At 69.1% G+C, this 25,163-nt stretch carries 28 protein-coding genes; 6 read left to right on the forward strand and 22 right to left on the reverse strand.

What is annotated here, in order from left to right; translation table 11 throughout:
• Positions 1-60: 60 nt before the first annotated feature.
• Together OG959_RS14310 and OG959_RS14315 are read right to left on the reverse strand one after the other, a co-directional pair.
• Positions 61-879: a hypothetical protein gene (locus tag OG959_RS14310; protein ID WP_326658559.1), complete on the reverse strand. Its 819-nt coding sequence runs from the start codon at positions 877-879 to the stop codon at positions 61-63.
• 142 nt (positions 880-1,021) lie between these two features.
• Positions 1,022-1,675, reverse strand: coding sequence for a TetR/AcrR family transcriptional regulator (locus tag OG959_RS14315; protein WP_326666380.1), 654 nt, complete (start codon positions 1,673-1,675; stop codon positions 1,022-1,024).
• A gap of 179 nt (positions 1,676-1,854) precedes the next feature.
• Here OG959_RS14315 and OG959_RS14320 point away from each other — a divergent pair, with 179 nt between their 5' ends.
• The 4 genes from OG959_RS14320 to OG959_RS14335 all read left to right on the forward strand — a co-directional run bounded on the left by OG959_RS14320 (position 1,855) and on the right by OG959_RS14335 (position 7,059).
• Positions 1,855-3,318 (forward strand): MFS transporter, encoded by a 1,464-nt coding sequence (locus tag OG959_RS14320; RefSeq protein WP_326658560.1) that lies wholly within the window; start codon positions 1,855-1,857, stop codon positions 3,316-3,318.
• Between the two features lie 94 nt (positions 3,319-3,412).
• Positions 3,413-4,408 carry a type I pantothenate kinase gene (gene coaA / locus OG959_RS14325; protein ID WP_326658561.1) on the forward strand — a complete coding sequence of 332 codons (996 nt, stop codon included), beginning with the start codon at positions 3,413-3,415 and terminating at the stop codon, positions 4,406-4,408.
• An 18-nt stretch (positions 4,409-4,426) separates the two neighbouring features.
• Positions 4,427-5,392 (forward strand): DUF389 domain-containing protein, encoded by a 966-nt coding sequence (locus tag OG959_RS14330; protein WP_326658562.1) that lies wholly within the window; start codon positions 4,427-4,429, stop codon positions 5,390-5,392.
• A 101-nt stretch (positions 5,393-5,493) separates the two neighbouring features.
• Positions 5,494-7,059 carry a PH domain-containing protein gene (locus OG959_RS14335; RefSeq protein WP_326658563.1) on the forward strand — a complete coding sequence of 522 codons (1,566 nt, stop codon included), beginning with the start codon at positions 5,494-5,496 and terminating at the stop codon, positions 7,057-7,059.
• A 30-nt stretch (positions 7,060-7,089) separates the two neighbouring features.
• Here OG959_RS14335 and glmM read toward each other — a convergent pair whose 3' ends face one another.
• The 4 genes from glmM to OG959_RS14355 form a co-directional block, all read right to left on the reverse strand.
• Positions 7,090-8,448 carry a phosphoglucosamine mutase gene (gene glmM / locus OG959_RS14340; RefSeq protein WP_326658564.1) on the reverse strand — a complete coding sequence of 453 codons (1,359 nt, stop codon included), beginning with the start codon at positions 8,446-8,448 and terminating at the stop codon, positions 7,090-7,092.
• Between the two features lie 175 nt (positions 8,449-8,623).
• Complete coding sequence (gene rpsI / locus OG959_RS14345) at positions 8,624-9,160, reverse strand: 30S ribosomal protein S9 (RefSeq protein WP_399067939.1); 537 nt, start codon at positions 9,158-9,160, stop codon at positions 8,624-8,626.
• A 45-nt stretch (positions 9,161-9,205) separates the two neighbouring features.
• Positions 9,206-9,649: a 50S ribosomal protein L13 gene (gene rplM, locus OG959_RS14350; RefSeq protein ID WP_136328420.1), complete on the reverse strand. Its 444-nt coding sequence runs from the start codon at positions 9,647-9,649 to the stop codon at positions 9,206-9,208.
• Positions 9,650-10,009: 360 nt separating this feature from the next.
• Positions 10,010-11,629, reverse strand: a complete 1,620-nt coding sequence (locus OG959_RS14355) for an ABC-F family ATP-binding cassette domain-containing protein (RefSeq protein ID WP_326658565.1) — start codon at positions 11,627-11,629, stop codon at positions 10,010-10,012.
• A 67-nt stretch (positions 11,630-11,696) separates the two neighbouring features.
• Here OG959_RS14355 and OG959_RS14360 point away from each other — a divergent pair, with 67 nt between their 5' ends.
• Positions 11,697-12,548, forward strand: a complete 852-nt coding sequence (locus OG959_RS14360; protein ID WP_326658566.1) for a hypothetical protein — start codon at positions 11,697-11,699, stop codon at positions 12,546-12,548.
• 50 nt (positions 12,549-12,598) lie between these two features.
• Positions 12,599-14,470 (forward strand): hypothetical protein, encoded by a 1,872-nt coding sequence (locus OG959_RS14365; RefSeq protein WP_326658567.1) that lies wholly within the window; start codon positions 12,599-12,601, stop codon positions 14,468-14,470.
• A gap of 7 nt (positions 14,471-14,477) precedes the next feature.
• On the opposite strand, the gene truA is transcribed toward OG959_RS14365, so the two are convergent.
• The 16 genes from truA to rpsH all read right to left on the reverse strand — a co-directional run bounded on the left by truA (position 14,478) and on the right by rpsH (position 25,003).
• The gene (gene truA / locus OG959_RS14370; protein WP_326658568.1) at positions 14,478-15,332 is read right to left on the reverse strand and encodes a tRNA pseudouridine(38-40) synthase TruA; all 855 of its coding nucleotides are present in this window, start codon (positions 15,330-15,332) and stop codon (positions 14,478-14,480) included.
• Between the two features lie 91 nt (positions 15,333-15,423).
• Complete coding sequence (rplQ, locus tag OG959_RS14375; RefSeq protein ID WP_326658569.1) at positions 15,424-15,909, reverse strand: 50S ribosomal protein L17; 486 nt, start codon at positions 15,907-15,909, stop codon at positions 15,424-15,426.
• A 253-nt stretch (positions 15,910-16,162) separates the two neighbouring features.
• Complete coding sequence (locus OG959_RS14380) at positions 16,163-17,185, reverse strand: DNA-directed RNA polymerase subunit alpha (protein WP_003966937.1); 1,023 nt, start codon at positions 17,183-17,185, stop codon at positions 16,163-16,165.
• 139 nt (positions 17,186-17,324) lie between these two features.
• A complete protein-coding gene (gene rpsK, locus OG959_RS14385) occupies positions 17,325-17,729 on the reverse strand; it encodes a 30S ribosomal protein S11 (protein ID WP_003956432.1) in 405 nt (134 codons plus the stop codon).
• A 105-nt stretch (positions 17,730-17,834) separates the two neighbouring features.
• Positions 17,835-18,215 (reverse strand): 30S ribosomal protein S13, encoded by a 381-nt coding sequence (gene rpsM / locus OG959_RS14390; protein ID WP_014047799.1) that lies wholly within the window; start codon positions 18,213-18,215, stop codon positions 17,835-17,837.
• A gap of 192 nt (positions 18,216-18,407) precedes the next feature.
• Positions 18,408-18,521 carry a 50S ribosomal protein L36 gene (rpmJ, locus tag OG959_RS14395; protein ID WP_003956441.1) on the reverse strand — a complete coding sequence of 38 codons (114 nt, stop codon included), beginning with the start codon at positions 18,519-18,521 and terminating at the stop codon, positions 18,408-18,410.
• A gap of 60 nt (positions 18,522-18,581) precedes the next feature.
• Positions 18,582-18,803, reverse strand: coding sequence for a translation initiation factor IF-1 (gene infA, locus OG959_RS14400; RefSeq protein ID WP_003956442.1), 222 nt, complete (start codon positions 18,801-18,803; stop codon positions 18,582-18,584).
• 407 nt (positions 18,804-19,210) lie between these two features.
• Positions 19,211-20,047: a type I methionyl aminopeptidase gene (gene map / locus OG959_RS14405; RefSeq protein ID WP_326658570.1), complete on the reverse strand. Its 837-nt coding sequence runs from the start codon at positions 20,045-20,047 to the stop codon at positions 19,211-19,213.
• Between the two features lie 119 nt (positions 20,048-20,166).
• Positions 20,167-20,823 (reverse strand): adenylate kinase, encoded by a 657-nt coding sequence (locus OG959_RS14410; RefSeq protein ID WP_326658571.1) that lies wholly within the window; start codon positions 20,821-20,823, stop codon positions 20,167-20,169.
• Positions 20,823-22,142, reverse strand: a complete 1,320-nt coding sequence (secY, locus tag OG959_RS14415; RefSeq protein WP_148020236.1) for a preprotein translocase subunit SecY — start codon at positions 22,140-22,142, stop codon at positions 20,823-20,825. Before secY ends, OG959_RS14410 begins: the two co-directional genes overlap by 1 nt.
• A gap of 223 nt (positions 22,143-22,365) precedes the next feature.
• The gene (gene rplO / locus OG959_RS14420) at positions 22,366-22,821 is read right to left on the reverse strand and encodes a 50S ribosomal protein L15 (RefSeq protein ID WP_018550610.1); all 456 of its coding nucleotides are present in this window, start codon (positions 22,819-22,821) and stop codon (positions 22,366-22,368) included.
• Between the two features lies 1 nt (position 22,822).
• The gene (gene rpmD / locus OG959_RS14425; protein WP_018550611.1) at positions 22,823-23,005 is read right to left on the reverse strand and encodes a 50S ribosomal protein L30; all 183 of its coding nucleotides are present in this window, start codon (positions 23,003-23,005) and stop codon (positions 22,823-22,825) included.
• Positions 23,005-23,610: a 30S ribosomal protein S5 gene (gene rpsE / locus OG959_RS14430; protein ID WP_018101216.1), complete on the reverse strand. Its 606-nt coding sequence runs from the start codon at positions 23,608-23,610 to the stop codon at positions 23,005-23,007. The genes rpmD and rpsE overlap by 1 nt, the downstream gene beginning before the upstream one ends.
• A gap of 47 nt (positions 23,611-23,657) precedes the next feature.
• Positions 23,658-24,041 carry a 50S ribosomal protein L18 gene (gene rplR, locus OG959_RS14435; protein ID WP_018550612.1) on the reverse strand — a complete coding sequence of 128 codons (384 nt, stop codon included), beginning with the start codon at positions 24,039-24,041 and terminating at the stop codon, positions 23,658-23,660.
• Between the two features lie 2 nt (positions 24,042-24,043).
• Positions 24,044-24,583 (reverse strand): 50S ribosomal protein L6, encoded by a 540-nt coding sequence (gene rplF / locus OG959_RS14440; RefSeq protein ID WP_148020235.1) that lies wholly within the window; start codon positions 24,581-24,583, stop codon positions 24,044-24,046.
• A 21-nt stretch (positions 24,584-24,604) separates the two neighbouring features.
• Complete coding sequence (gene rpsH / locus OG959_RS14445; RefSeq protein WP_018519291.1) at positions 24,605-25,003, reverse strand: 30S ribosomal protein S8; 399 nt, start codon at positions 25,001-25,003, stop codon at positions 24,605-24,607.
• Positions 25,004-25,163: the final 160 nt, after the last annotated feature.

Below are 25,163 nucleotides of genomic sequence, written 5' to 3' on the forward strand. Positions count from 1 at the left end.
GCCGGCCCGGCGCCCTGTGCGCCGGACCGGCCTTTTCGTCGTGCGGTACCCGCTACCGGCTCAGCGCACGTCGATGTAGTCGCCGGACGACGTGGCGCTCCCGGTGGTGTCCCACCCGCCGAAGGTCCAGCGCCAGTAACCGTCGACGGACGCCTTGACGGTCGTCTTCAGCGCACCCGTGGAGCTCGACCGTACGGACTTCACGTTCGTGTAGACGGTGCTGCCCTTCTTGCAGAACTGCAGCCTGGCGAGCCCCGCCGCCACACCGGTGTACTTGTGCTTCACCCAGTCGGCCCGCGTGAGGCTGCCGGTCACGGTGAGCGTCCCGCCCTTCTTCACCGGTTCCGGCGAGGCGTTGACCGTGGCCTTGGCCCAGCGCTTGATCTGGACGCGGCCGGACGTGGCCGTGTACTCCTCGGCCTTGAGCTGCCCGTTCGTCTTCCAGAGCCGCGCGACGACGCCGACCTTCCAGGTCGTCGCGTCGTTGTTGGAGTCCAGGCGGTAGTACGGGTCGATGCGCACGGTGCCCTTGCAGTCCGCGATCCGCGAGCTCGTCTCGTAACAGGTGTAGCCGCCCGCGTAGAGACCGCCGCTGCCCCCACCCCCCTTCGAGGGAGTGGTGTCGTGGTAGAGGAACGGCTCCGCGCTGTACGCGAAGGGGTTGGCGGTGCTGTATCCGGACGGGAGGGTGATCCGGAAGGTGAGCGACGGTTCCCGCACGTCGTGCGTTCCCACCACGACGGGCTTGCCGCCGTTGACGACGATCCGGGACACCGTGATGCCGGTGTCCGCGGCCTGCGCCGTCGGCGCCGTGATCGGCACGAGGGCCAGGGCCCCCGCGAGGGTGATCACGGCGCCGGTTCTGCCTGCTGCTTTCATGCGCGCCTCATTGCTGCGTAAGGAAAGGTGAGTCCGCCGTCCCGGACCTCGGCGGCCGGTCGGCGGGGCGGCAGAGTACCAACAGCCCGGGCGCACACCGAAGGCCGGGTGATCATTCGACTGCCCGCGCTACGGGGCGGGTTCAGGCCCCGGTCCCGACCTGGAGGCGCAGGCCCGTCAGCGTCAGTTCCAGCCCGGCGAGGAACTGTTCCTTGTCGTCGTGCCCGTCGAACTCGTCGGCGATGTCGCGCATGAACGGAAACTCGCCGGCATCGAGCTCACGCCACATCTCTGCGTAACGGCCGAGGAACTCGTCGCGGCCCACCGAGCCGTCGAGCACCTCCTGCGGCGGCTCCTGCCCCAGGTCGATGGCGCTGCCGACCACCACGCCGACGACCGCCGACACCGCGTGGAACCGCTGCCGGGGAGTGAGGTCGAGCCGCAGCGTCTGCTGCCCCAACCGCTCGTACAGCCGCAAAGAGTTGCCCCGCTCGGCGATGTTGCGCATGAAGTGCGCGCCCAGCCACGGCCGGTCCACGATCGCGTCGAACAGCGTGACGGCCATCACGCGCAGGTCATCGATCGGGTCGTCGCTCCTGGCCTGGCCCTCGACGGCGGCCAGCACCCCGCCGAGCACATGGTCGATGGCGCGGTCGAGCAGTTCGTCCTTGCCCGAGACGTACCAGTAGATGCTGCCGACGCCGGTACCGAGCCGGGCCGCGAGGGCGCGGAGGGTCAGCGCCGACGCACCCTCCTCGTCTAGCAGGGCCACCGCCGCGGTGAGCACGGCCTCGATGGAGTGCGAGGCACGTTGACGCCCCCGGGAAGGGCGATCGGCGGGTCGTGGGCGCGGGCCTGTCATGGCACTCATCCAATCACAGCTTGCCTCATCATCGAACCATGTTCTATGGTCGAACCATGTTCCATTGTCGAACGTCGTTCTATGTTCGGCAACGTCCCGAGAGGAGGCCCGCCATGACCACGACCACGTCTTCCACCGAGCCCGCCGCATCGCGTACCTATCCGTCCCTGCGCGCCGCATGGATTCCCCTGGCCGCGCTCTGCCTGGCCTTCTTCGTCGAGATGGTGGACAACACCCTGCTCTCGATCGCGCTGCCCACGATCGGCCGGGACCTCGACAGCAGCACGACCTCGCTGCAGTGGGTCACCGGCGCGTACTCACTGACGTTCGGCGGGCTGCTGCTGACGGCAGGATCGATGGCCGACCGGCTGGGGCGCCGGCGCGTGCTGCTGGTCGGCCTGGCGGTGTTCGGCCTGCTGAGCCTGGGCGTCGTCGCCGTCAGCACCGCAGGCGAGCTCATCACCTTGCGGGCCGGCCTCGGCATAGCCGCGGCCGCGATGGCCCCCATCACCAACTCGCTGGTCTTCCGGCTGTTCGACGACCAGGCGCTGCGGATGCGCGCGATGACCCTGATGATCATCGTCGGCATGTCCGGCTTCATCCTCGGCCCGCTGCTGGGCGGCACCGCCCTCGCCCACGTGTCGTGGCAGTGGCTCCTGATCGTCAACGCCCCGATCGCCCTGATCGCGGCCATCGGCGTCCGTCTCGGAGTACCGGCCGACCGCCCTCAGGACCTGACCCGCGACAAGCTCGATCTGCCGGGCGCCGCCCTGAGCGTCGCCACCATCGGTCTCGCCTGCTACGCGCTGACCAGCGGCGTCGAGCACGGCTGGCTCTCCGCGACCACGCTCGGCTCCGTCCTCGGCGCCATCGTCGCGGGCATCGCGTTCGTCCTGCACGAGCGCCGCAGCCCCTCGCCCATGCTGGACCTCCGCCTCTTCTCCAGCGGCACCGTCCGCGGCGCCGCCATCGCGCAGATCGGCACGGCCATCGCGATGGCCGCCGTGATGTTCGGGCTGATCCTCCACTTCCAGTACGCCTACGGGTGGAGCCCCGTCCGGGCCGGCCTGGCGAACCTGCCGCTCATCGTGACCATGATCGCCGCGACCCCGCTGTCCGAGTGGCTCGCGAAGCGGTTCGGCCACCGCATCGCCTGCCTGGTCGGCGCGGCCTGTCTGGCCGGTTCGCTGGCCGGCCTGTCCTGGGGCGTCGACCGCGGGTACGGCGTCATCGCGGCCTGCATGGTCCTGATGACCGTCGGCCTGCGCACCGTCATGACGATCTGCGCCATCGCGCTCGTCGGCGCGATGCCGGAGAACCGCACCTCGATCGGCACGGCGCTCAACGACACCGCCCAGGAGGTCGGAACCAGTATCGGCACCGCGGTGGTCGGCACGCTGATCGCCGTACTGGTCACCACACACCTGCCCGCGGGCACCTGGAGCGACAGTCTGGTGGCGTCGTTCTTCCACGGCGAGCGGATCACCTACGCCGTACTGGCGGTCGTGGTCGGACTGGTCACGGCGGGCGGCGCCCTGACCCTCACCGACTCGCACGCCACCGAAGAACACGTGTAGACGGTGCGGAGGCCGGTGGGCTCCGTCCGCCACGTGACCGAGCCCACCCCCCACCCCGTTCGAACTCCTGTCGAACTCCCGCAACAATGAACCCGTGATCACTTCGCCGACACGGAGCACGAACCGACGCGCCGAGCCCGCCGCGACGCCGTACGTCGACCTCTCCCGGGCGGAGTGGAGCGCGCTGCGCGACAAGACGCCGCTGCCGCTGACCGCCGACGAGGTGGAGCGGCTGCGCGGGCTCGGGGACGTCATCGACCTCGACGAGGTGCGGGACGTCTACCTGCCGCTCTCACGCCTCCTCAACCTGTACGTCCAGGCCACGTCCGGCCTGCGCGGCGCGCTGAACACCTTCCTCGGGGACGCGGGCAACGGTCACGGGGAGCAGCGCGGCACGCCGTTCGTCATAGGGGTCGCGGGCAGCGTCGCGGTGGGCAAGTCCACCAGCGCACGTATCCTCCAGGCGCTGCTGGCCCGCTGGCCGGAGCACCCGCGGGTGGAACTGGTGACCACGGACGGGTTCCTGCTGCCGATGAAGGAGCTCCACGCGCGCGGCCTGATGTCGCGCAAGGGCTTCCCGGAGTCCTACGACCGGCGCGCACTGACCCGATTCGTCGCCGACATCAAGGCGGGCAAGGACGAGGTGACCGCCCCCGTCTACTCGCACCTGATCTACGACATCGTGCCGGGCGAGCGGCTCACCGTGCGGCGCCCGGACATCCTCATCGTCGAGGGGCTGAACGTGCTGCAGCCCGCCCTGCCCGGCAAGGACGGCCGGACCAGGGTCGGGCTCGCGGACTACTTCGACTTCAGCGTGTACGTGGACGCACGGCCCGAGGACATCGAGACCTGGTACCTCAACCGCTTCCGCAAGCTGCGCGCCACGGCGTTCCAGGACCCGTCCTCGTACTTCCGCAAGTACACCCAGGTCTCCGAGGCGGAGGCGATGGAGTACGCGGCGACGATGTGGCGGACCATCAACAGACCCAATCTGGTGGAGAACGTGGCGCCGACCCGCGGCCGTGCCACGCTGGTGCTCCGCAAGGGCCCCGACCACAAGGTCCAGCGGCTGTCCCTGCGCAAGCTCTGATCCCGGAAAGGGTGCACCGTGCTGCATCTACGTCTGATCGTCCCGGCCGACCGGACGGGCGAGGTGACGGACCTGCTGGAGGAGAGCGTCGGCACCGCCCACCTCGCGGTGCTGCCGGGGGTCGCGCGCGACCCGGTCGGTGACGTGGTGCTGTGCGACGTGGCGCGCGAGGCGGGCGACGAGCTGATCGGGGCGCTGCGGAAGCTCGGGGTCGCCGAGTACGGGGCGATCACCGTCGAGAACATGGACCTGACCCTCTCCGCCGGCGCCGACCGGGCCAAGGAGGAGGCGCCGGGCGAGGGTGCGGACGCGGTGGTGTGGGAGGAACTGACGGACATCACCCACGAGGAGTCGACGTTCAGCATCACCTATGTGTCGTTCCTCGCGGTCGCGACGATGCTCGCCGCCTGCGGTGTGATGCTCGACAACGCGATCCTGATCGTGGGCGCGATGGCGGTGGGCCCGGAGTTCGGGCCGCTCGCCGGGATCTCCACGGCGCTGGTGCAGCGCGCCCCGCGCCTGGTGTGGCGGTCGCTGTGGGCCCTGGTCGGCGGATTCGCCGCGGCCATGGTGCTGACGGCCGGCTTCGCCTGGCTGATGGACGCCTTCGGGCTGTTCGACGAGGCGATGATCGAGGCACCCCGCCCGAACACGGCGTTCGTCTGGCAGCCGGACTGGATGTCCTTCGTGGTGGCCCTTCTCGCGGGCATCGCCGGAACGCTCTCGCTCACCTCGGCGAAGTCCGGCGCCCTCATCGGGGTCGCGATCTCGGTGACGACCGTGCCGGCCGCCGCCAACGCGGCGGTGGCGTTCAGCTACAGCGACTACAACCAGATGACGGGGTCCATCCAGCAGCTGCTGGCGAACCTGGGCGGGATCGTCCTGGCGGGAACCCTGACGCTGCTGGCCCAGAAGGCCCTGTGGATGGCGGCCCTGCGGTGGTACGCGGCCCACCCGAAGCCGTCGGCGGCGGCTGACGCGTAGGGCGGTCGGGCCCACGGGCGAGGCCCGGCAATGTCGCACCTCCCGAAACTGCCGTACACCGCACAAGCGGTGCCCGCCGTACCGCTGACACGATCTCAGGCATGCCCGACGCCGGAGAAGTCATCTACCGTCCCGCCGCGAGGCGTGCCCTGTGGTGGTGCGCCGCGGTCTGCGCGGCCGGGACGGGCCCGGCCGCTGTGCTCGCCGTGTACGTGGGCGGGCTCGTGGCAGCCGTGGCCCTGCTGCTCGCGCTCGTGGCCCTCGCCTGCCTGTACGCGGCCACCGCCCGGGTGAGCGCGGACGCGTACGGTCTGCGCTCCCGGACGCTGCTGCGCCGCAGGAACCTGCCGTGGTCCGGCATCGCCGACCTGCGCACGTACATCCAGTACGGGCGGAACCAGGAGATCCATCGCGTCAGCGTGCTGCTGCGCGACGGGCACACACGGCGGCTGCCGGTGCCGATGAGCGCGTCCTCCGTCGACCGCCCGGAGTTCGACGCGAAGCTGGACGCGCTCCGCGCACTGCACCGCCGGTACGGAGACCCCGCGTCGGGCCACATCCCGGTCATCTCGTACCGCGCCGCCGGGCGCGGAGCGGCCGTGTCGTGGGCCGTGTGCGTGCTCCTCCTCGCGGGCGCGGGCCTGGCCGCGTGGTACGTACCGGGCCTGGCGTCGGAGAACCGGGTGTGGCAGGCGGCCGTGCCGTGCACCGCCGCCGTGCCTGCCGCGGAGCGCGGCGAGTGCCTGAGCACCCGGCAGGCGGAGATCGCACGGACAAAGGTGAGCAAGGGGGAGGCCGGCAGCCGGCTGTACTTCGCCGACGGACGGCCGCTGGAACGGCTCGGCGTCTCCCGGGAGGCCGCCGGCACGTTCCGCCCCGGTGACAGCGTCGAGCTGACCGTCTGGCGTCACCGGGTGAGGGAGGTCGCGGGAGAGCGGTACGTGTGGCGCGCGCACTTCACCGGCGCCGGAGAGGTGGCCCTCGTCGCGGCCGGGTGCGCCCTTGCCGCGGGCTATCCGGGTGCCCGTCTGCTGCTGCGGCGGCGCGGGCGCCGGCTGCCGGACGACGAGGTCCTTCCCTCCGCGCTGCCGTTCGCGGCCGCACTCGCCGGTACGGCCGCATGGCTGCTGCCGCTCTGCTACCGCCACCCCACGGACCCGCTGGGCTCGCCCGGAACCGTCGTCTGGGCGGCCTCGGGCGCGGCGGCGACCGCGGTGATGTTCGCCCGTGCCTGGCGGGCCACCCGCGTCCACACCCCCGGCGACGCCCCGGTGACCGGAACCGGGGACGGAACCGGGACCAGGACCGGGACCGGGCCTTCCCAGGAGCTCTTCCTCGCGGCCCGTTTCCTTGAGCACACCGCCTACAACCCGCACGGCTTCGGCACCCACGTCGTCGTCGGGGAGGGTCCGCCCGCGGTCACGCCCCACCCCGGCCCGGGCCGGTTCGCCGCCAGGCCGATCCCGGTGGAGCGGCTCACCCTCACGAACGTGCGGCGCGTCCGGGGCAGCGACGGTGACACCGTTCCCCGGAGCTGGCACATCGCCGAAATGGACGACGCGGGCGAGCCGGTCCGCCTCGCGGCCGCGCCGGCCGACCTGACCCGCCTCCTCGACGCGCTGGGGTGCGGCCGGCTGCCGCAGAACGCCGGAAGGGCCCGGCCGTGAGGCCGGGCCCTTCCGGGAGTCGAGCGCGGGTCAGCCCAGCGCGGACTTCACGACGTCGGCCAGCCGGCCGGCCACCGCGCGTGCCTGCTCGATGTCGGCCGCCTCGACCATGACCCGTACCAGCGGTTCCGTACCCGACTGGCGCAGCAGCACCCGGCCGGTGGCGCCCAGCTCGCGTTCGGCCTCGGCGACGGCCGTGGCCAGCTCAGGGGAGGTGGACACACGGGACTTGTCGACGTCCGGGACGTTGACGAGGACCTGCGGCAGGCGCTCCATCACTCCGGCGAGGTCGGCGAGCGAGCGGCCGGTGGCGGCGACGCGGGCCGCCAGCATCAGGCCGGTCAGCGTGCCGTCGCCGGTCGTGGCGTGGTCCAGGACGATGACGTGGCCGGACTGCTCGCCGCCCAGGGCGTAGCCCTCGGCCTTCATCGACTCCAGGACGTACCGGTCGCCGACGGCGGTCTGGACGAGCTGGATGCCCTCGCGCTCCATGGCGATCTTGAAGCCGAGGTTCGACATCACGGTGCCGACCACGGTGCCCTTGCGCAGCTGCCCGGCCTCGCGCATGGCGAGGGCCAGCACGGCGAGGATCTGGTCGCCGTCGATCTCCTCGCCCGCACCGTCCACGGCCAGGCAGCGGTCGGCGTCGCCGTCGTGCGCGATGCCGAGGTCGGCCCCGTGCTCGACGACGGCGGCGCGGAGCAGCGACAGGTGCGTGGAGCCGCAGCCGTCGTTGATGTTCAGGCCGTCCGGCTCGGCGCCGATCGTGACGACCTCGGCACCGGCCCGTGCGAACGCCTCGGGCGAGACGTGGGCGGCGGCGCCGTGCGCCTCGTCCAGGACGACCTTCAGGCCGTCGAGGCGGTTGGGGAGCACCCCGATGAGGTGGGCGACGTACCGGTCGAAGCCCTCGGCGTAGTCGCTGATGCGGCCCACTCCGGCGCCGGTGGGACGGGCCCACGGCTCGCCGGTGCGGTGCTGCTCGTAGACCGTCTCGATGCGGTCCTCCAGCTCGTCGGCGAGCTTGTGGCCGCCGCGGGCGAAGAACTTGACACCGTTGTCCGGCATGGCGTTGTGGCTGGCGGAGAGCATCACGCCGATATCCGCGCCCAGAGCGCCGGTGAGATAGGCCACGGCCGGGGTCGGCAGCACGCCGACGCGCAGGACGTCGACGCCCGCGCTGGCCAGCCCGGCCACCACGGCAGCCTCCAGGAACTCTCCGGAGGCGCGCGGGTCGCGGCCGACCACGGCCGTCGGCCGATGGCCCTCGAAGGTGCCTGCCTCGGCCAGTACGTGTGCCGCCGCGACCGAGAGACCGAGCGCGAGCTCGGCCGTCAGATCCGCATTGGCGACACCGCGCACGCCGTCCGTGCCGAAGAGTCGTCCCACTGGTGTCCTCCGAAGGTGCTCCGAAACGCAAAAAAATCAGACTACGTAAGCAACAAGCACATCAAGCCTATAAACGCCTTATGCCGTTATATGCCCGAGGTTGTCAATAAACGAACGCCCCGGCAGCACGAAGAGTGCCGCCGGGGCGAACGTGTAACGCGGTTGAGCAGGCGGTTTAGCGCTTGCTGTACTGCGGGGCCTTACGGGCCTTCTTGAGACCGGCCTTCTTGCGCTCGACCGCACGGTCGTCGCGGGAGAGGAAGCCGGCCTTCTTCAGCGTGGCGCGGTTGTTGTCCACGTCCGCCTCGTTCAGCGAGCGGGCCACACCGAGGCGCAGGGCACCGGCCTGACCGGAGACACCGCCACCCGAGATGCGGGCCACGACGTCGTAGCGACCGTCGAGCTCGAGAATCTTGAAGGGCTCGTTGACTTCCTGCTGGTGCACCTTGTTGGGGAAGTAGTCCTCAAGGGTGCGACCGTTGATCTTCCACTTGCCGGTGCCCGGAACGATCCGGACGCGGGCGATGGCGTTCTTGCGACGGCCAAGGCCGGCCGCGGGCTGCGGGTCGCCGAAGCGGCCCGCGAGCGACTCGGAGGTGTACTCACCCTCGACGGGAACCTCGGACTCGAAGGTGGTCACCTCGGCGAAGGTCTCCTCGCCCTCGGTGCCCACAGCCTCGTCGGTGGTTGTCTCAACAGTGGTCTCGGCCACGATGCTCCTCAGATCTTTCTTTACGTCTTTGGGGGGAGGCCGGAACTACTGCGCGACCTGGGTGATCTCGAACGGGACCGGCTGCTGCGCAGCGTGCGGGTGCTGGTCGCCCGCGTAGACCTTCAGCTTCGAGATCATCTGACGGCCCAGGGTGTTCTTGGGGATCATGCCCTTGATGGCCTTCTCGACGGCCTTCTCGGGGTTCTTCGCGAGGAGCTCGTCGTAACGAACGGAGCGAAGACCGCCCGGGAAGCCGGAGTGGCGGTACGCCATCTTCTGGGTCTTCTTGTTGCCCGACAAGTGAACCTTGTCGGCGTTGATGATGATGACGAAGTCGCCCATGTCCATGTGGGGGGCGTAGATCGCCTTGTGCTTGCCTCGGAGGAGGTTCGCAGCCGTGGTGGCCAGACGGCCGAGGACGATGTCCTCAGCGTCAATGATGTGCCACTGGCGAGTGACATCGCCGGGCTTGGGGCTGTACGTACGCACTTCGTAGCCTTCGCTTCTTCAGTGGATGGGGTCCAGACACATGGCACCTCTGAAGCGATCATGCAGCTGGGGCTCACAATGCCGGGGACGCTGCCCGTATGCGAGCCACTGGTAACTGCTCCAGAGAACCTACGTAAGGGCCCTTCGCGTGAGAACGACGAAGCCAATACGTATAACAATCCCCGACAGTACCCGCCCCGCCCCGGACGGGTCAAAACGGGTCCCTCGGGCGCGGGGCGATGTGGCGCGGCCGTGCGGCAGCGGTTCCGCCGGGGGCACCCGCGCCACATCGAGTCCGTCCGGCGATTGAGGACGGAACCCCGCGCCCCGCGGAGCACCCGCACCCCGCGGCCCCGCACGTCACCGTGCGCGCTGCACGCGCCGCTCGTCCCACACCGGCTCCGTCGTCTCCCGTACGACCCCGTCCGAGCCGAACACGAGGTACCGGTCGAAGGACTTCGCGAACCACCGGTCGTGCGTGACCGCCATCACCGTGCCGTCGTACACCTCGAGGCCGTCCTGAAGGGCCTCCGCCGACTCCAGGTCCAGGTTGTCGGTCGGCTCGTCCAGGAGCAGAGCCGTCGTGCCGGCCAGTTCCAGGAGCAGGATCTGGAAGCGGGCCTGCTGACCGCCGGACAGCTTCTCGAACGGCTGGTCCCCCTGCCGCTCCAGCTCGTACCGCCGGAGTACGGACATGGCGCCGCCCCGGTCCTTGGCCTGCTCCGTCCACAGGATCTCGACGAGCGTCTTGCCCAGCAGCTCCGGATGGGCGTGGGTCTGCGCGAAGTGTCCGGGCACCACCCTCGCCCCGAGCTTCCACTCCCCCGTGTGCGCCACCGGCTCGCCCGCCAGCAGCCGCAGGAAGTGCGACTTGCCCGACCCGTTGGAGCCCAGGACGGCGACCCGCTCGCCGTAGTAGATCTCCAGGTCGAACGGCTTCATCAGGCCGGTCAGCTCCAGGTTGGTGCAGGTCACCGCCCGTACCCCGGTCCGGCCGCCGCGCAGCCGCATCTTGATGTCCTGCTCGCGCGGCGGCTCCGGCGGCGGGCCGGCCTCCTCGAACTTCTTGAAGCGGGTCTGCATCGCGTGGTAGCGGTTCGCCATGTCGGGGCTGTTCGCCGCCTGCTGCCGCATCCGCAGGACGAGCGCCTTCAGCCGGGCGTGCTCCTCCTCCCAGCGGCGCAGCAGTTCCTCGAAGCGCGCGAAGCGCTCCTTGCGGGCCTGGTGGTACGTGGCGAAGCCGCCGCCGTGCACCCAGACGTCGCTGCCGGCCGGGCTGGGCTCCACGCTGACGATCTTCTCGGCCGCGCGGGAGAGCAGCTCCCGGTCGTGGGAGACGAAGAGGACCGTCTTACGGGTCTCCTTCAGCTTCTCCTCCAGCCAGCGCTTGCCGGGGACGTCCAGATAGTTGTCCGGTTCGTCGAGCAGCAGCACCTCGTCGGGCCCGCGCAGCAGCGCCTCCAGCACCAGCCGCTTCTGCTCACCCCCGGACAGGGTGCGCACCTCGCGCCACTGCGCCTTCTCGTACGGGACGCCGAGCGCGGCCATGGTGCACATGTCCCAGACCGTCTCGGACTCGTACCCGCGCGCCTCCGCCCAGTCGCTCAGTGCCTGCGCGTACGTCATCTGCGCGGCCTCGTCGTCGGTGGTGAGGATCAGCTCCTCGGCCCGGTCCACCGCCTGCGCGGCCTCACGGATCCGGGGCTGGGCGACGGACACCAGCAGGTCCCGCACCGTGCGCTCGTCGCGCACCGAGCCGACGAACTGCTGCATCACGCCGAGACCGCCGCTCACCGAGACCGAGCCGCCGTGCGGCTGGAGCTCCCCGGCGAGCAGCCGCAGCAGCGTGGTCTTCCCGGCGCCGTTCGCCCCGACGAGGGCGACGACGGCACCGTCCGCGACACGGAACGAGGCATCGCCGAGCAGTACCCGCCCGTCCGGTAGGTAGTACTCGAGATGGCCTGCTTCAAGATGTCCCATGCACAGCATTGTCACGGGCAGCGAAGCCCTGGCCCAACCGGATTACCCAGGGCCTAGGATTCGGCCCATGAGCTTTGGGCAAGGGGGGCCCTCCTGGGGGCCCGGGGGCACGGGTACACCGGACTGGGCGGCACTGGCCGAGGCGTCGGCCGCACGCACCAGGCGCAAGAGGTGGCTGATGATCGGCGGGGGTGCGCTGGCCACCGCCGCGGTCGCCGCGATCGTGGCGACCGCGGTCATCTCGACCAACAAGGACGACTCCGGCGGCTCGTCCGGCAAGAACGCGAGCGAACTGCCGTCGGCGACCGATCTGCCCAGCCAGTCGACGCAGCCGGAACCGTCGTTCTCGTCGGTGGCCCCGGCACCTCCGCCGGATCCGAAGGACTACATATCCGACGTGCGGAAGGACCGGGCGCCCGTCACCGTGGACGCCTTCTTCCCCGGCAAGAAGCTGACGATGGGCGACCGCGTCTACACCAAGGGCGCGACGCATCGCACCACGAAGTGCGCCACGACCACCCAGGGCGCACTCGGCACGATCCTCACGAACAACGGCTGCGACCAGGTCGTCCGGGCCACGTACAGCCGCAGCGGCGTGGCCGTGACCATCGGCCTCGCGGTCTTCGAGACCGAGGCCCAGGCCAAGAAGGCCGCCCAGCAGGCCAGCGGGGGCCTGGCGTCGCTGAGCGGGGCGGGGGTGCCGACGTTCTGCCGCGGCGGCGCCGTCTGCCGTCGCACGGCCAACTCCTACGGCCGGTACGCCTACTTCACGGTGGGCGGCTTCACCAGCGGCAAGAACGTCACCAAGGGCGACAAGAACGTGTTCGCCGTCGGCGACGACCTGACGGACTTCACGTTCCGCCAGATCCGGCACCGCGGTGAGGTCCAGGCCTCGGCCGCCGCCACCGCCGCCCCCTGACCGCCCGTCCTTCGGTTCAGTCACCCTCCCGGATGCGGAGAACCGCTGCTGTGCGTCTCGTCTTCCTGGTCTCGTTCCTGCGCATCCTGCGCCACCGCGACGCCATCGGTGTCGACCTGGCGCCCGACGAGGCGGTGGTCCTGGACCCGCCGGACGCCACGCTGCGCGCCGCCCTCACCGCGGCGACGGCCGGCGACCACGTCCCGGCGCGGGAGCTCCTCGCCTCGACCCGGGCGCACGCCCAGTGGGAGCGCAGGGACGCGTACGTGAGCCGGCTGGCCCGGACCGCACTGCACCACGACGGCTGGCTGGACGCCTGGCTCGCGGAGTCCCCCGAGGATCCCGACGCACTCCTCGTCGTCGCCGACTTCCACCTCCACCAGGCATGGAAGGTGCGGACGGGCGCCCGCGCGAAGGACGTCGAACGGGACCAGTTCCAGGCCTTCTTCGCACTGCTCGAGGACGCCGTGCCGGTGATCGGCGCCGCGGCCGAGTTCAACCCCGCGGACCCGGTCCCCTGGCGCATCGCGCTCACCCACGCCCGCGGCACGCAGGCCCCGCGCGAGGTCTTCGACGCGTATCTCGCCGAGGCGGAGGCCCGCGACCCGCATCACTTCGGCTGCCACGCGCAGGCGCTCCAGTACCTGTGCGCCAAGTGGTACGGCTCGCACGAGGAGATGTTCCGCTACGCGGAACGGGTGGCCGCCTCCGCCCCGCCCGGTTCCAGGCTGCACGCGCTTCCGCTCCAGGCGGCGCTGGAGTACCGGCTGTCCGAGGCGGACGAGCCCGAGGGCCCCGACCCGTACGGACCGAAGGTCGACGCGGCCCTGACCCGCGCCCTGGCCCTCTCCGACACCTACGACGGGGCGGGCGACCGCGAGGCCGCCGGATTCCGCAACGAACTGGCTCTGCTCCTGATCCTGTCGGACCGTCCGGCCGAGGCCCTCGACGTGTTCCGGGCCATCGGCGTCCACGCCACCGAGTACCCGTGGAACCGGCTCGGCGACCCCCGCTCCGAATTCCTCGAAGCCCGGTCCGACGTCCGGCTGGACCTCGCCGCACAGATCCCGTTCTTCGGCCGCCCGCCCGAACCGCCCGCCGTGGCCCCCGACTGGGCGGCCCTCACCCCGCGTGCGGTCGCGATCGTCCCCGCGCCCCCGGCCGCTGTCGCCCAGGCGGCTCTGATCTGCGGCTTCTCCCTGCGTACGGCCCCGGCGGGCGAGGGCTACAGCTATGTCGAGGTGGTCCCCGAGGCCACCCGCGGACGACGGGCCGCGCTGCTCCCGGAGGAGCCGCTGACCGCGGCGGCGGAGACCTTCACGACGGGTGAGACCTGGCCGGCCCTGGTGCTGCACCGCACTCCCGAGCGCTGCACCGTCACCGCCCTCCACCAGGGCCGGCGGATCGCGACGCACACCTGGGACGCCGAGTCCCCCGCCCCCGACCACGCCGATGTGCAGGACACCGCCGGAGACCTCGCCCATCTGTACCGGGTGGCGGACCCGCGCCCGCTGGCCCACATCCTGCGCGCCACCGGCGACCCGGTCCGCCACCAGGCCGATCTGGTGACCGCGCTCGGACTGCCGCCCGTCCCGCCCGGCTTCGGCGGCGACACCGAGATCCTCGGCGCGATCCCGGGCGCCCGCGTCCAGGTGCGCCGCTCCATCCTGGCGGGGATGCGCGACACGATGACGACGAGCACGGGCAGCCACCCGCCCGCGCCCGGTGACGGAGCCCCGCGGACGGCCCGCTGGTGGCTGACGCGTACCGCAGCACTGGCGCTCGTGGGCACGGGCGCGGTCCTCGCCTGGGGGAGCCCGCGGATCGGCTGGTTCCGCGCCTCGCTGCTGAGCGGCGCGGCCCTGTACCTGGCGGGCTCCCTCGCCTCCGCGCTGCGCCGGCGCAGACGCACGGCGTCCTGAGCGGCCGTCAGCAGCAGCCGGCCCCCGGAAGGGTCCGCACGTTCCGTGCCTCCACCGCCCTGGCGGCGAGCAAATCGTCGACCGGGTAGGCGACTTCCTCCAGCGTCAGCCCGTGCGGCCGCACCACGTGCACCCCTGGGTCGCGCACCCGGGCGGCGAGGACTTCGGCCGGCCACGGATACGGTCGGCGGCCGTCCCCCACGAACAGCATCGCGCCGACCAATGCCCGCACCATGTTGTGGCAGAAGGCATCGGCCTGCACGGTCCCGGTGATGATCCCGGACGCCTCGTCACGTACCCAACTCAGCTGCTGCAGCGTCCTGATGGTCGTCGCACCCTCGCGCTTCTTGCAGTACGCGGCGAAGTCGTGCTCCCCCGTCATGCGCGCCGCCGCCGCGTTCATCGCGTCGAGGTCCAACTCCCGGTCGTGCCACAGCACATGACCCCGCACCAGCGGATCGACACCGCCGGGCGCGTCCGACACCCGGTACGCGTACCGGCGCCACAGGGCCGAGAAGCGGGCGTTGAACCCGGCGGGCGCCTCCGCGATCCGACGGATCCGCACATCGGGCGCCATCCGGCCGGCCATCCGCCGCAGCAGCATCGACGCGTGCTCGGCCCACACCCCGTCCGGCAGGTCCACGTGCGCGACCTGGCCCCGGGCGTGCACACCGGCGTCGGTACGCCCGGCCACGGTCAGGTCGTAGGTACGCGAGGAGCGGGTCACGGTCCGCAGCGCATCCTCGATCTCCCCCTGAACGGTCCGTCGGCCGGTCTGCTTCGCCCAGCCCGAGAAGTCCTTGCCGTCGTAGGCCAGGTCCAGCCGCACCCGTACGAAGCCGGGCTCCACCACGTCACTCACACCAGCGATCCTCTCAAGATCCGTACACAGCGAAACGGGCCCGCACCGCCCCGAAGGGTGATGCGGGCCCGTCCCAGAGGTCTCAGAACGCTCAGGCGTCCTTGGACTCCTCGTCGGCCTCGACGGACTCGACCGGGGTCTCGTCCTTCTTGAGGGCGTCTTCCTTGACCGCACGCTTCGTGGCGGCCTCGGCCTCACCGGTGGCAGCCTGCGCCACGGTCAGGGCCTCGACCAGCTCGATGACGGCCATCGGGGCGTTGTCGCCACGACGGTTGCCGATCTTGGTGATGCGGGTGTAACCACCGGGGCGGTTCTCGTACCGCGGGGCGATCTCGGTGAAGAGCGTGTGCACGATGCCCTTGTCCGTGATCGACTGCAGCACCAGGCGACGGTTGTGGATGTCGCCCTTCTTCGCCTTGGTGATGAAGCGCTCGGCGACCGGACGCAGGCGGCGGGCCTTGGCCTCGGTCGTGGTGATGCGGCCGTGCTCGAACAGCGACTTCGCGAGGTTGTTGAGAAGAAGCTTCTCGTGCGCAGCGCTGCCGCCCAGACGGGCACCCTTGGCGGGCTGAGGCATGGTTTTCTCCTTGTGTGCTGCACCGGCCGTATCAGGTACCGGTGTCAGTTCCCGTGAGGCGGTCGCCACACGGAAGTTCGCGTACGCCGTCCGCACCTGACATCGAGCCGCAGCCCGAAATCCAAGCCCGTCCGGCGATTGAGGACAAAGCCCTCGCGTACGAGCCGAAATCAAGCCCGTCCGGCGTTTGAGGACAAAGCCTCGCCCGGTCCGGGGATCCCATCAAAAGACGGGCACCCCAGCCGGAGGCGACTCAGTACTGCTCGGTCTCCACGAAACCGGCATCCGCGTCGTCGTCCGCACCGAACGCGTCGGCCGCGGCGGTCGGGTCGAAGCCGGGAGGCGAGTCCTTCAGCGCCAGGCCCATACCGGCCAGCTTCGCCTTGACCTCGTCGATCGACTTCGCACCGAAGTTGCGGATGTCGAGCAGGTCCGCCTCGGAGCGGGCCACGAGCTCGCCCACCGAGTGGATGCCCTCGCGCTTGAGGCAGTTGTACGAGCGGACCGTGAGCTCCAGCTCCTCGATCGGCAGCGCCAGATCGGCGGCGAGCGCGGCGTCCGTGGGCGAGGGGCCCATGTCGATGCCCTCGGCGTCGATGTTGAGCTCGCGCGCCAGACCGAACAGCTCGACCAGGGTCTTACCGGCCGACGCCATGGCGTCACGGGGACGCATGGCCTGCTTGGTCTCGACGTCGACGATCAGCTTGTCGAAGTCGGTGCGCTGCTCGACACGGGTCGCCTCGACCTTGTACGTGACCTTGAGCACCGGCGAGTAGATGGAGTCGACCGGGATCCGGCCGATCTCCTGGCCCACCTGCTTGTTCTGGACGGCGGAGACGTAGCCGCGACCGCGCTCGACGGTCAGCTCCATCTCCAGCTTGCCCTTGCCGTTCAGCGTGGCCAGGACGAGGTCCGGGTTGTGGACCTCGACACCGGCCGGCGGGGCGATGTCGGCAGCGGTGACCAGGCCGGGGCCCTGCTTGCGCAGGTACATCACGACCGGCTCGTCGTGCTCCGAGGAGACGACCAGCTGCTTGATGTTGAGGATGAGGTCGGTCACGTCCTCCTTGACGCCCGGCACGGTGGTGAACTCGTGCAGGACACCGTCGATACGGATGCTGGTGACAGCGGCACCCGGGATCGAGGAGAGGAGCGTGCGACGCAGGGAGTTGCCGAGCGTGTAGCCGAAGCCCGGCTCCAGCGGCTCGATGACGAACCGCGAGCGGAACTCGTCAACGACCTCTTCGGTCAGCGACGGACGCTGAGCGATAAGCATGTGTGAATCCTTCAGTCGTGGGCGCCCACTATTTGACGCCCGACAGATGAAACAAGGATACGGGCGGCACACCCCCGAAGGGGCATACCGCCCGAATCCACGCTATTGATCATGCACGGCCGTTACCGGCCGTTGCGGATCAGACGCGGCGACGCTTCGGCGGACGGCAGCCGTTGTGCGGCGTCGGGGTGACGTCCTGGATCGAACCGACCTCCAGGCCCGTGGCCTGGAGGGAGCGGATCGCGGTCTCGCGGCCGGAGCCCGGACCCTTGACGAAGACGTCAACCTTGCGCATGCCGTGCTCCTGCGCGCGGCGGGCGGCCGACTCGGCGGCCATCTGCGCGGCGAAGGGGGTGGACTTGCGCGAGCCCTTGAAGCCGACGTGGCCGGCGGAGGCCCAGGAGATCACGTTGCCCGAGGGGTCCGTGATCGAGACGATGGTGTTGTTGAACGTGCTCTTGATGTGGGCGTGCCCGTGAGCGACGTTCTTCTTTTCCTTGCGACGCACCTTCTTGGCTGCGCCCTGACGACCCTTGGGGGGCATGTCTTGACTCCAGATGGAGAGGGGAGGTGATCGGTCCTACAGCGAAGACCGCTGGATGCTGCGGATGTCCGGAGGCCCGGACGCTCGCAGTGCGTCCGCTGAGGACTACTTCTTGCCCGGCTTCTTCTTACCGGCGATCGCGCGACGCGGACCCTTGCGGGTACGGGCGTTCGTGCTGGTGCGCTGGCCGTGGACCGGCAGACCGCGACGGTGGCGGATGCCCTGGTAGCAGCCGATCTCGATCTTGCGGCGGATGTCGCCCTGGATCTCGCGGCGAAGGTCACCCTCGGTGCGGAGGTTGGCGTCCACGTACTCGCGGATCTTGACCAGGTCCTCTTCGGCCAGGTCACGAACGCGGGTGTTCGGGTTCACGCCGGTGGTGGCGAGGATCTCCTTGGACCGGGTGCGCCCGATACCGAAGACGTAGGTGAGGGCAACCTCCACGCGCTTTTCGCGCGGGATGTCAACACCTGAAACGCGTGCCATTCAATGGCTCCAGTTGTTATTTCGGGGGTCTTCCGCAGCGCCACTCCCGACCGCCGACCTCTCGGTGAGAGGTGGTACGCCCGGGTCCCCGGCCCCCGCCGGAGGTGTCGTCAGCCGTGGCTTGGACGGGCACTGCGTATGTACGTTTACGTGCGTCGCGCGAAGTACTGCGAGATGCGAGGGGGTCGTGCGTCAGCCCTGGCGCTGCTTGTGGCGCAGGTTGTCGCAGATGACCATGACCCGACCGTGACGGCGGATCACCTTGCACTTGTCGCAGATCTTCTTGACGCTCGGCTTGACCTTCATGGGATGTCAGGTTCTCCGGGTCAGTGCCATCACCCCGCCGAAGCGAGATGCGGGCAAGATCTACTTGTAGCGGTAGACGATCCGGCCACGCGTCAGGTCGTACGGGGAGAGCTCCACCACGACCCGGTCGTCCGGGAGGATACGGATGTAGTGCATCCGCATCTTGCCGGAGATGTGCGCGAGGACCTTGTGACCGTTCTGGAGTTCCACCTTGAACATGGCGTTCGGGAGGGACTCGATCACGGTGCCCTCAATTTCGATGGCACCTTGCTTCTTGGCCACGCTTCGCCTTTCGAATCGGCTACCTTGATCGACTTCGGTCACTCGTATGCGGACACACGGATGCACGAGAGCCGACGAGTCAGTCTACGTCAGCGGACTCCAAAAGACGAATCCGTCAAGTTTGCCCACCGTGGGAGATCCTTAGACCTCACGATGGCTGTCAATCAGCCCAGGGGGCGGGCGGAGCCTCCGCCCCGGCCCCTCCCCCACGCAGCCCTCGCGAACTCGGCGCCGGAGCGCCTCACAGGCTTCGGACCGCTGCGCCGGGCTCCGCCCGACAGGCACTCACCCCAAGGGGTCGGGCGCCGCCTCCACCCCGGCCCCTCCCCCACGCAGCCCTCGCGAACTCGGCGCCGGAGCGCCTCACAGGCTTCGGACCGCTGCGCCGGGCTCCGCCCGACAGGCACTCACCCCAAGGGGTCGGGCGCCGCCTCCACCCCGTACTGGGCCAGCTTCTCGCGGCCGCAGTCCGGAGCGGTCAGGACCAGGGGGCCCTGCTCCGTGAGGGCGATGGAGTGCTCCCAGTGGGAGGACCAGGTGCCGTCGGTGGTGATGACCGTCCACTCGTCCTCCAGCACCTCGGTGCGGGCCGTGCCGAGGGAGACCATCGGCTCGATGGCCAGGCAGAGGCCCGGGACCAGCTTGATGCCCTTGCCGCGCTTGCGGGCGACGTAGTTCAGCAGGTGCGGGTCCATGTGCATCTCGGTGCCGATGCCGTGCCCGCCGTAGTCCTCGATGATCCCGTACTTGCCCGTCGCCGGACGGGGCTGGCGGCGGATGTAGGACTCGATCGCCTTCGAGATGTCGACCAGGCGGTTGTTCACCTTCATCGCGGCGATGCCGGCCCACATCGACTCCTCGGTCACCCGGGAGAGCTCGATGAGCTCCGGCGCGTGACCGGTGCCGACGAAGGCCGTGTAGGCCGCGTCGCCGTGCCAGCCGTCGATGATCGCGCCGGCGTCGATGGAGATGATGTCGCCGTCCTTGAGGACGGTCCTGTCATCCGGGATGCCATGGACGACGACCTCGTTCACCGAGGTGCAGATCGTCGCGGGGAACCCGCCGTACCCGAGGAAGTTCGACTTCGCACCGTGGTCGGCGATCACCTTGCGGGCGACCTGGTCCAGGTCCTGCGTGGTGGCGCCGGGCACCGCCGCCTCGCGGGTGGCTGCGTGAATGGCGGCGACCACCAGCCCTGCCTCACGCATCTTCGCGATCTGCTCGGGGGTCTTGATCTGCACCATTGCGCGGCGCCTTTCTGCATCAGCGGGGACGGGTGTTCAACGATACGGCCGCAAACAGTCGGCCGCGGCGCCCAAGGACGCCGCGGCCGACTGCACTGCATGTACTACGGGGTGTTCTCTCAGCCCTCGTCGGACTTCAGAGCCTCCATGGCCCGCTCGGTCACATCGGTGACCTTGCCGAGCGCGGAGATGGTGACCACCAGGTTCTGCGCCCTGTAGTAGTCGATGATCGGCTCGGTCTGCGTGTGGTAGACCTCGAGCCGGGTACGGACCGTCTCTTCGCTGTCGTCGTCGCGCTGGTACAGCTCGCCGCCACAGGTGTCGCAGACACCCTCGGTCTTCGGCGGGTTGTACGTCACGTGGAACACGTGCGCGCTCTCGTTGCGGCAGACCCGGCGGCCCGCGATGCGCTTCACGACCTCGTCCTCGGGGACTTCGAGGTCGAGTACCGCGTCCAGCTTTACGCCCTCGTCCTTGAGCATCACATCGAGAGCCTCGGCCTGACCCACGTTGCGCGGGAAGCCGTCGAGCAGGAAGCCGTTGACCGCGTCCGGCTGGGACATGCGGTCCTTGGCCATCCCGATCGTGACCTCGTCCGGCACCAGCTGCCCCGCGTCCATGTAGGCGCGGGCCTGCTTGCCAAGGTCAGTGCCCTGGCTGATGTTGGCGCGGAAGAGGTCGCCCGTGGAGATGTGCGGAATCGACAGGTTCTTGGCAAGGTACGCAGCCTGCGTTCCCTTGCCGGCACCCGGCGGGCCGACGAGGACGATTCGCATCAGCGGAGGAACCCTTCGTAATTGCGCTGCTGGAGCTGACTCTCGATCTGCTTCACGGTTTCCAGACCCACACCCACGATGATGAGGATGCTCGTCCCGCCGAACGGGAAGTTCTGGTTGGCTCCACCGAAGCCTGCCAACGCCATCGTCGGCACAAGAGCGATCAGACCCAGATACAGCGAGCCCGGCCAAGTGATCCTGTTGAGCACGTAGCTCAGGTACTCGGCAGTAGGTCGACCTGCCCGGATACCCGGGATGAAGCCACCATACTTCTTCATGTTGTCGGCGACTTCCTCGGGGTTGAACGAGATCGCCACGTAGAAGAAGGCGAAGAACACGATCAACAGGAAGTACGTCGCGATGTAGTACGGGTGGTCGCCCTTGACGAAGTGGTCCTGGATCCAGGTCGCCCAGCCCGCGGTGGAGTTGGAGAACTGGACGATCAGGGCCGGGATGTAGAGCAGCGAAGAAGCGAAGATGACGGGGATCACACCCGCCTGGTTCACCTTCAGCGGGATGTACGTGGACGTACCGCCGTACGACCGGCGCCCGATCATGCGCTTCGCGTACTGCACCGGGATCCGGCGCTGGGCCTGCTCGACGAAGACGACGAGCCCCACCATCACGAAGCCGATCAGGATGACGGTGGCGAACTCGATCCAGCCGTCCGCGAGCTTGCCGCTCGTCTTGATGGCCCAGATGGCGCCGGGGAAGCTGGCGGCGATCGAGATGAACATCAGGATCGACATGCCGTTGCCGATACCGCGGTCGGTGATGAGCTCACCGAGCCACATGACGGCGGCCGTACCGGCGGTCATCGTGATGACCATGACGACCGTCGTGAACATCGACTGGTTCGGGACGATCTGGTCGGCGACCGGGCAGCCGCTGAAGAGCGCACCGCTGCGTGCGGTGGCCACCAGGCCGGTGCCCTGGAGGATGGCGAGCGCGACGGTCAGATAACGCGTGTACTGCGTGATCTTGGCCTGGCCGGACTGCCCTTCCTTCTTGAGCGCCTCGAGTCGGGGGATCACCACGGTCAGCAGCTGAAGAATGATGCTGGCCGTGATGTACGGCATGATGCCGAGCGCGAAGATCGTGATCTGCAGCAGTGCACCACCGCTGAACATGTTCACCAGGCCGAAGAGGCTGTTGTTGCCCTTACTTGCCTGATCAACACAGGTCTGGACGTTCTCGTAGCTCACTCCCGGTACCGGGATGTGCGCCCCGAGCCGGTAGAGCACGATGATGCCGAGCGTGAAGAACAGCTTCTTGCGCAGGTCGGGCGTCTTGAACGCCCGGGCGAACGCGGTGAGCACGGTGCCTCCTGCGACCCCCGCGCAATGCGTAGAGGTGACGGTCTTGAGGTTCGATGAATAAGTGATAGCCAAAGGGCCCAAGGCGCTTGCGCCCAGGGCTTACCACAGCAACGGAGGCCACCTTACCGGCGTACATGCCCCCCTAGGAACGACCAACCGGGGATGCCCCATATGAGAGGCATCCCCGGTCGGATGTTCAGGCCACCGAATGGTCCGAGTTGTCTCAGACGAGCTCGGTGACAGTGCCGCCGGCAGCGGCAATCTTCTCCTTGGCGGAGCCGGAGACGGCGTCAACCGAAACCTGCAGTGCCACGGAGATCTCGCCCTGTCCGAGGACCTTGACGAGGTGGTTGTTACGCACAGCGCCCTTGGCGACCAGGTCGGCCACCGTGACCTCTCCACCCTCGGGGTAGAGCGTCGCGAGCTTGTCCAGGTTCACGACCTGGTACTCGGTGCGGAACGGGTTCTTGAAGCCCTTGAGCTTCGGGAGACGCATGTGGAGGGGCATCTGGCCACCCTCGAAGCGCTCCGGAACCTGGTAACGGGCCTTGGTGCCCTTGGTACCACGACCAGCGGTCTTACCCTTGGATGCCTCACCACGACCCACACGGGTCTTGGCGGTCTTGGCACCCGGGGCAGGCCGGAGGTCATGCGCCTTCAGCGGCTTGTTCTCCGCCATGTCAGTCGACCTCCTCAACCGTCACGAGGTGGCGGACGGTGTGAACCATTCCGCGGAACTCGGGGCGGTCCTCCTTGACAACCACGTCGTGCAGGCGCTTCAGCCCGAGCGAACGAAGGGTGTCGCGGTGGTTCTGCTTGCTGCCGATGTACGACTTCGTCTGCGTGATCTTGAGACGGGCCATTACGCACCCGCTCCCGCACGAGCACGAAGCAGAGCCGCGGGGGCGACGTCCTCGAGGGGCAGACCACGGCGAGCCGCGATCTCCTCGGGACGCTGCAGGCCCTGGAGGGCCGCCACGGTCGCGTGCACGATGTTGATCGGGTTCGAAGAACCGAGCGACTTCGACAGGATGTCGTGAACGCCGGCGCACTCCAGAACGGCGCGCACCGGGCCACCGGCGATAACACCGGTACCGGGGGAAGCAGGCTTGAGCAGAACGACGCCCGCAGCCTTCTCGCCCTGGATCGGGTGAGGGATGGTGCCCTGGATACGCGGAACCTTGAAGAAGTTCTTCTTGGCTTCTTCCACGCCCTTGGCAATGGCCGCGGGAACTTCCTTGGCCTTGCCGTAACCGACACCGACGGTGCCGTCACCATCGCCCACCACGACCAGCGCGGTGAAGCTGAAGCGACGACCACCCTTCACAACCTTGGCGACACGGTTGATCGCGACGACGCGCTCGACGTACGCGGTCTTCTCGGCGGCAGCTGCGCCGCCGTCACGGCCCTTCCGGTCCCGCCGCTCGCCGCCACCGGCACCGCTTCCGCGGCGCTGGGGTCCAGCCATTGGATTTACCTCTCTCTGTTACGTCCGCTGTGCGTAGGAACCGGGGCTTAGAACTTCAGCCCGGCTTCACGGGCGGCGTCAGCCAGAGCGGCAATCCGCCCGGCGTACTGGTTACCACCGCGGTCAAACACGACGGCCTCGACGCCTGCGGCCTTGGCACGCTCGGCGACCAGGGCGCCGACCTGCTTGGCCTGGCTGCTCTTGTCGCCCTCGCCACCACGGATGGAGACGTCCAGGGTCGACGCCGACGCGAGCGTGTGGCCCGCGATGTCGTCGATGACCTGAGCCACCATGTGGCGGTTGGAACGCGTCACAACCAAGCGCGGACGCTCCGGCGAACCGGAGATGTGCTTGCGGACGCGGATGTGGCGACGCTTGAGGGCTGCACGCTTGTACGCGTCGCCCTTGGCGATCTTTACGCCGTATGCCATCGCTACTTACCAGCCTTTCCGACCTTGCGGCGGATGACCTCGCCGGCGTACTTGACGCCCTTGGCCTTGTACGGGTCAGGCTTCCGCAGCTTGCGGATCTTGGCCGCGGTCTCGCCGACCTTCTGCTTGTCGATGCCCTCGACGGTGAACTTCGTGGGGGACTCCACCTTGAAGGTGATGCCCTCCGGGGCCTCGATCAGGATCGGGTGGCTGTAGCCCAGGGCGAACTCCAGGTTGGAGCCCTTCGCCTGGACGCGGTAACCGACACCACTGATCTCGAGCGCCTTGATGTATCCCGTGGTCACGCCGGTGATCATGTTCGCCACCAGCGTGCGGGACAGGCCGTGAAGGGCCTTGTTCTGACGCTCGTCGTTCGGGCGGGCGACGTTCAGGACGCCGTCCTCACCCTTGGTGACCTCGATCGGCGACGCAACGGTGTGCGAGAGGGTGCCCTTGGGGCCCTTCACCGCGACCGTGCGGCCATCGATGGTGACGTCCACACCGGCGGGAACCTGGATGGGGAGCTTGCCGATTCGCGACATGAGCTATTCCTCCGTTCCCGACTACCAGACGTAGGCGAGGACTTCCCCACCTACGCCCTTCTTGCTGGCCTGCTGGCCGGTCAGGAGACCGTGGGACGTGGAGATGATCGCCACGCCCAGGCCGCCGAGAACCTTCGGCAGATTGGTGGACTTTGCGTATACACGCAGACCCGGCTTCGAGATTCGCTTGATGCCGGCGATCGAGCGCTCGCGGTTCGGGCCGAACTTCAGCTCGAGGACGAGGTTCTTGCCAACCTCGGCGTCCTCGACCTTCCAGCCCGTGATGAAGCCCTCCTGCTGGAGGATCTCCGCGATGTGCGACTTGATCTTGCTGTGCGGCATCGTGACGTCGTCGTGATACGCCGAGTTCGCGTTACGCAGACGCGTGAGCATGTCTGCGATGGGATCAGTCATGGTCATGAGTTGGCCTTCGGCCTCTCTCGCCGGGGTTTCCTGTATGCGCCATCCCTCTCCCTACTCAGAGGCAGGACGGGTGCGGTGCGGGGACCTACGGCGTAGTAAGTCGGTCTTGGGCGGCAGGCGCCCAACCCCACAAGCCTACGGCATGTGAGGCCGGGCT

It is taken from the genome of Streptomyces sp. NBC_00385 (assembly GCF_035917155.1).
GTDB classification, from domain to species: domain Bacteria; phylum Actinomycetota; class Actinomycetes; order Streptomycetales; family Streptomycetaceae; genus Streptomyces; species Streptomyces poriferorum.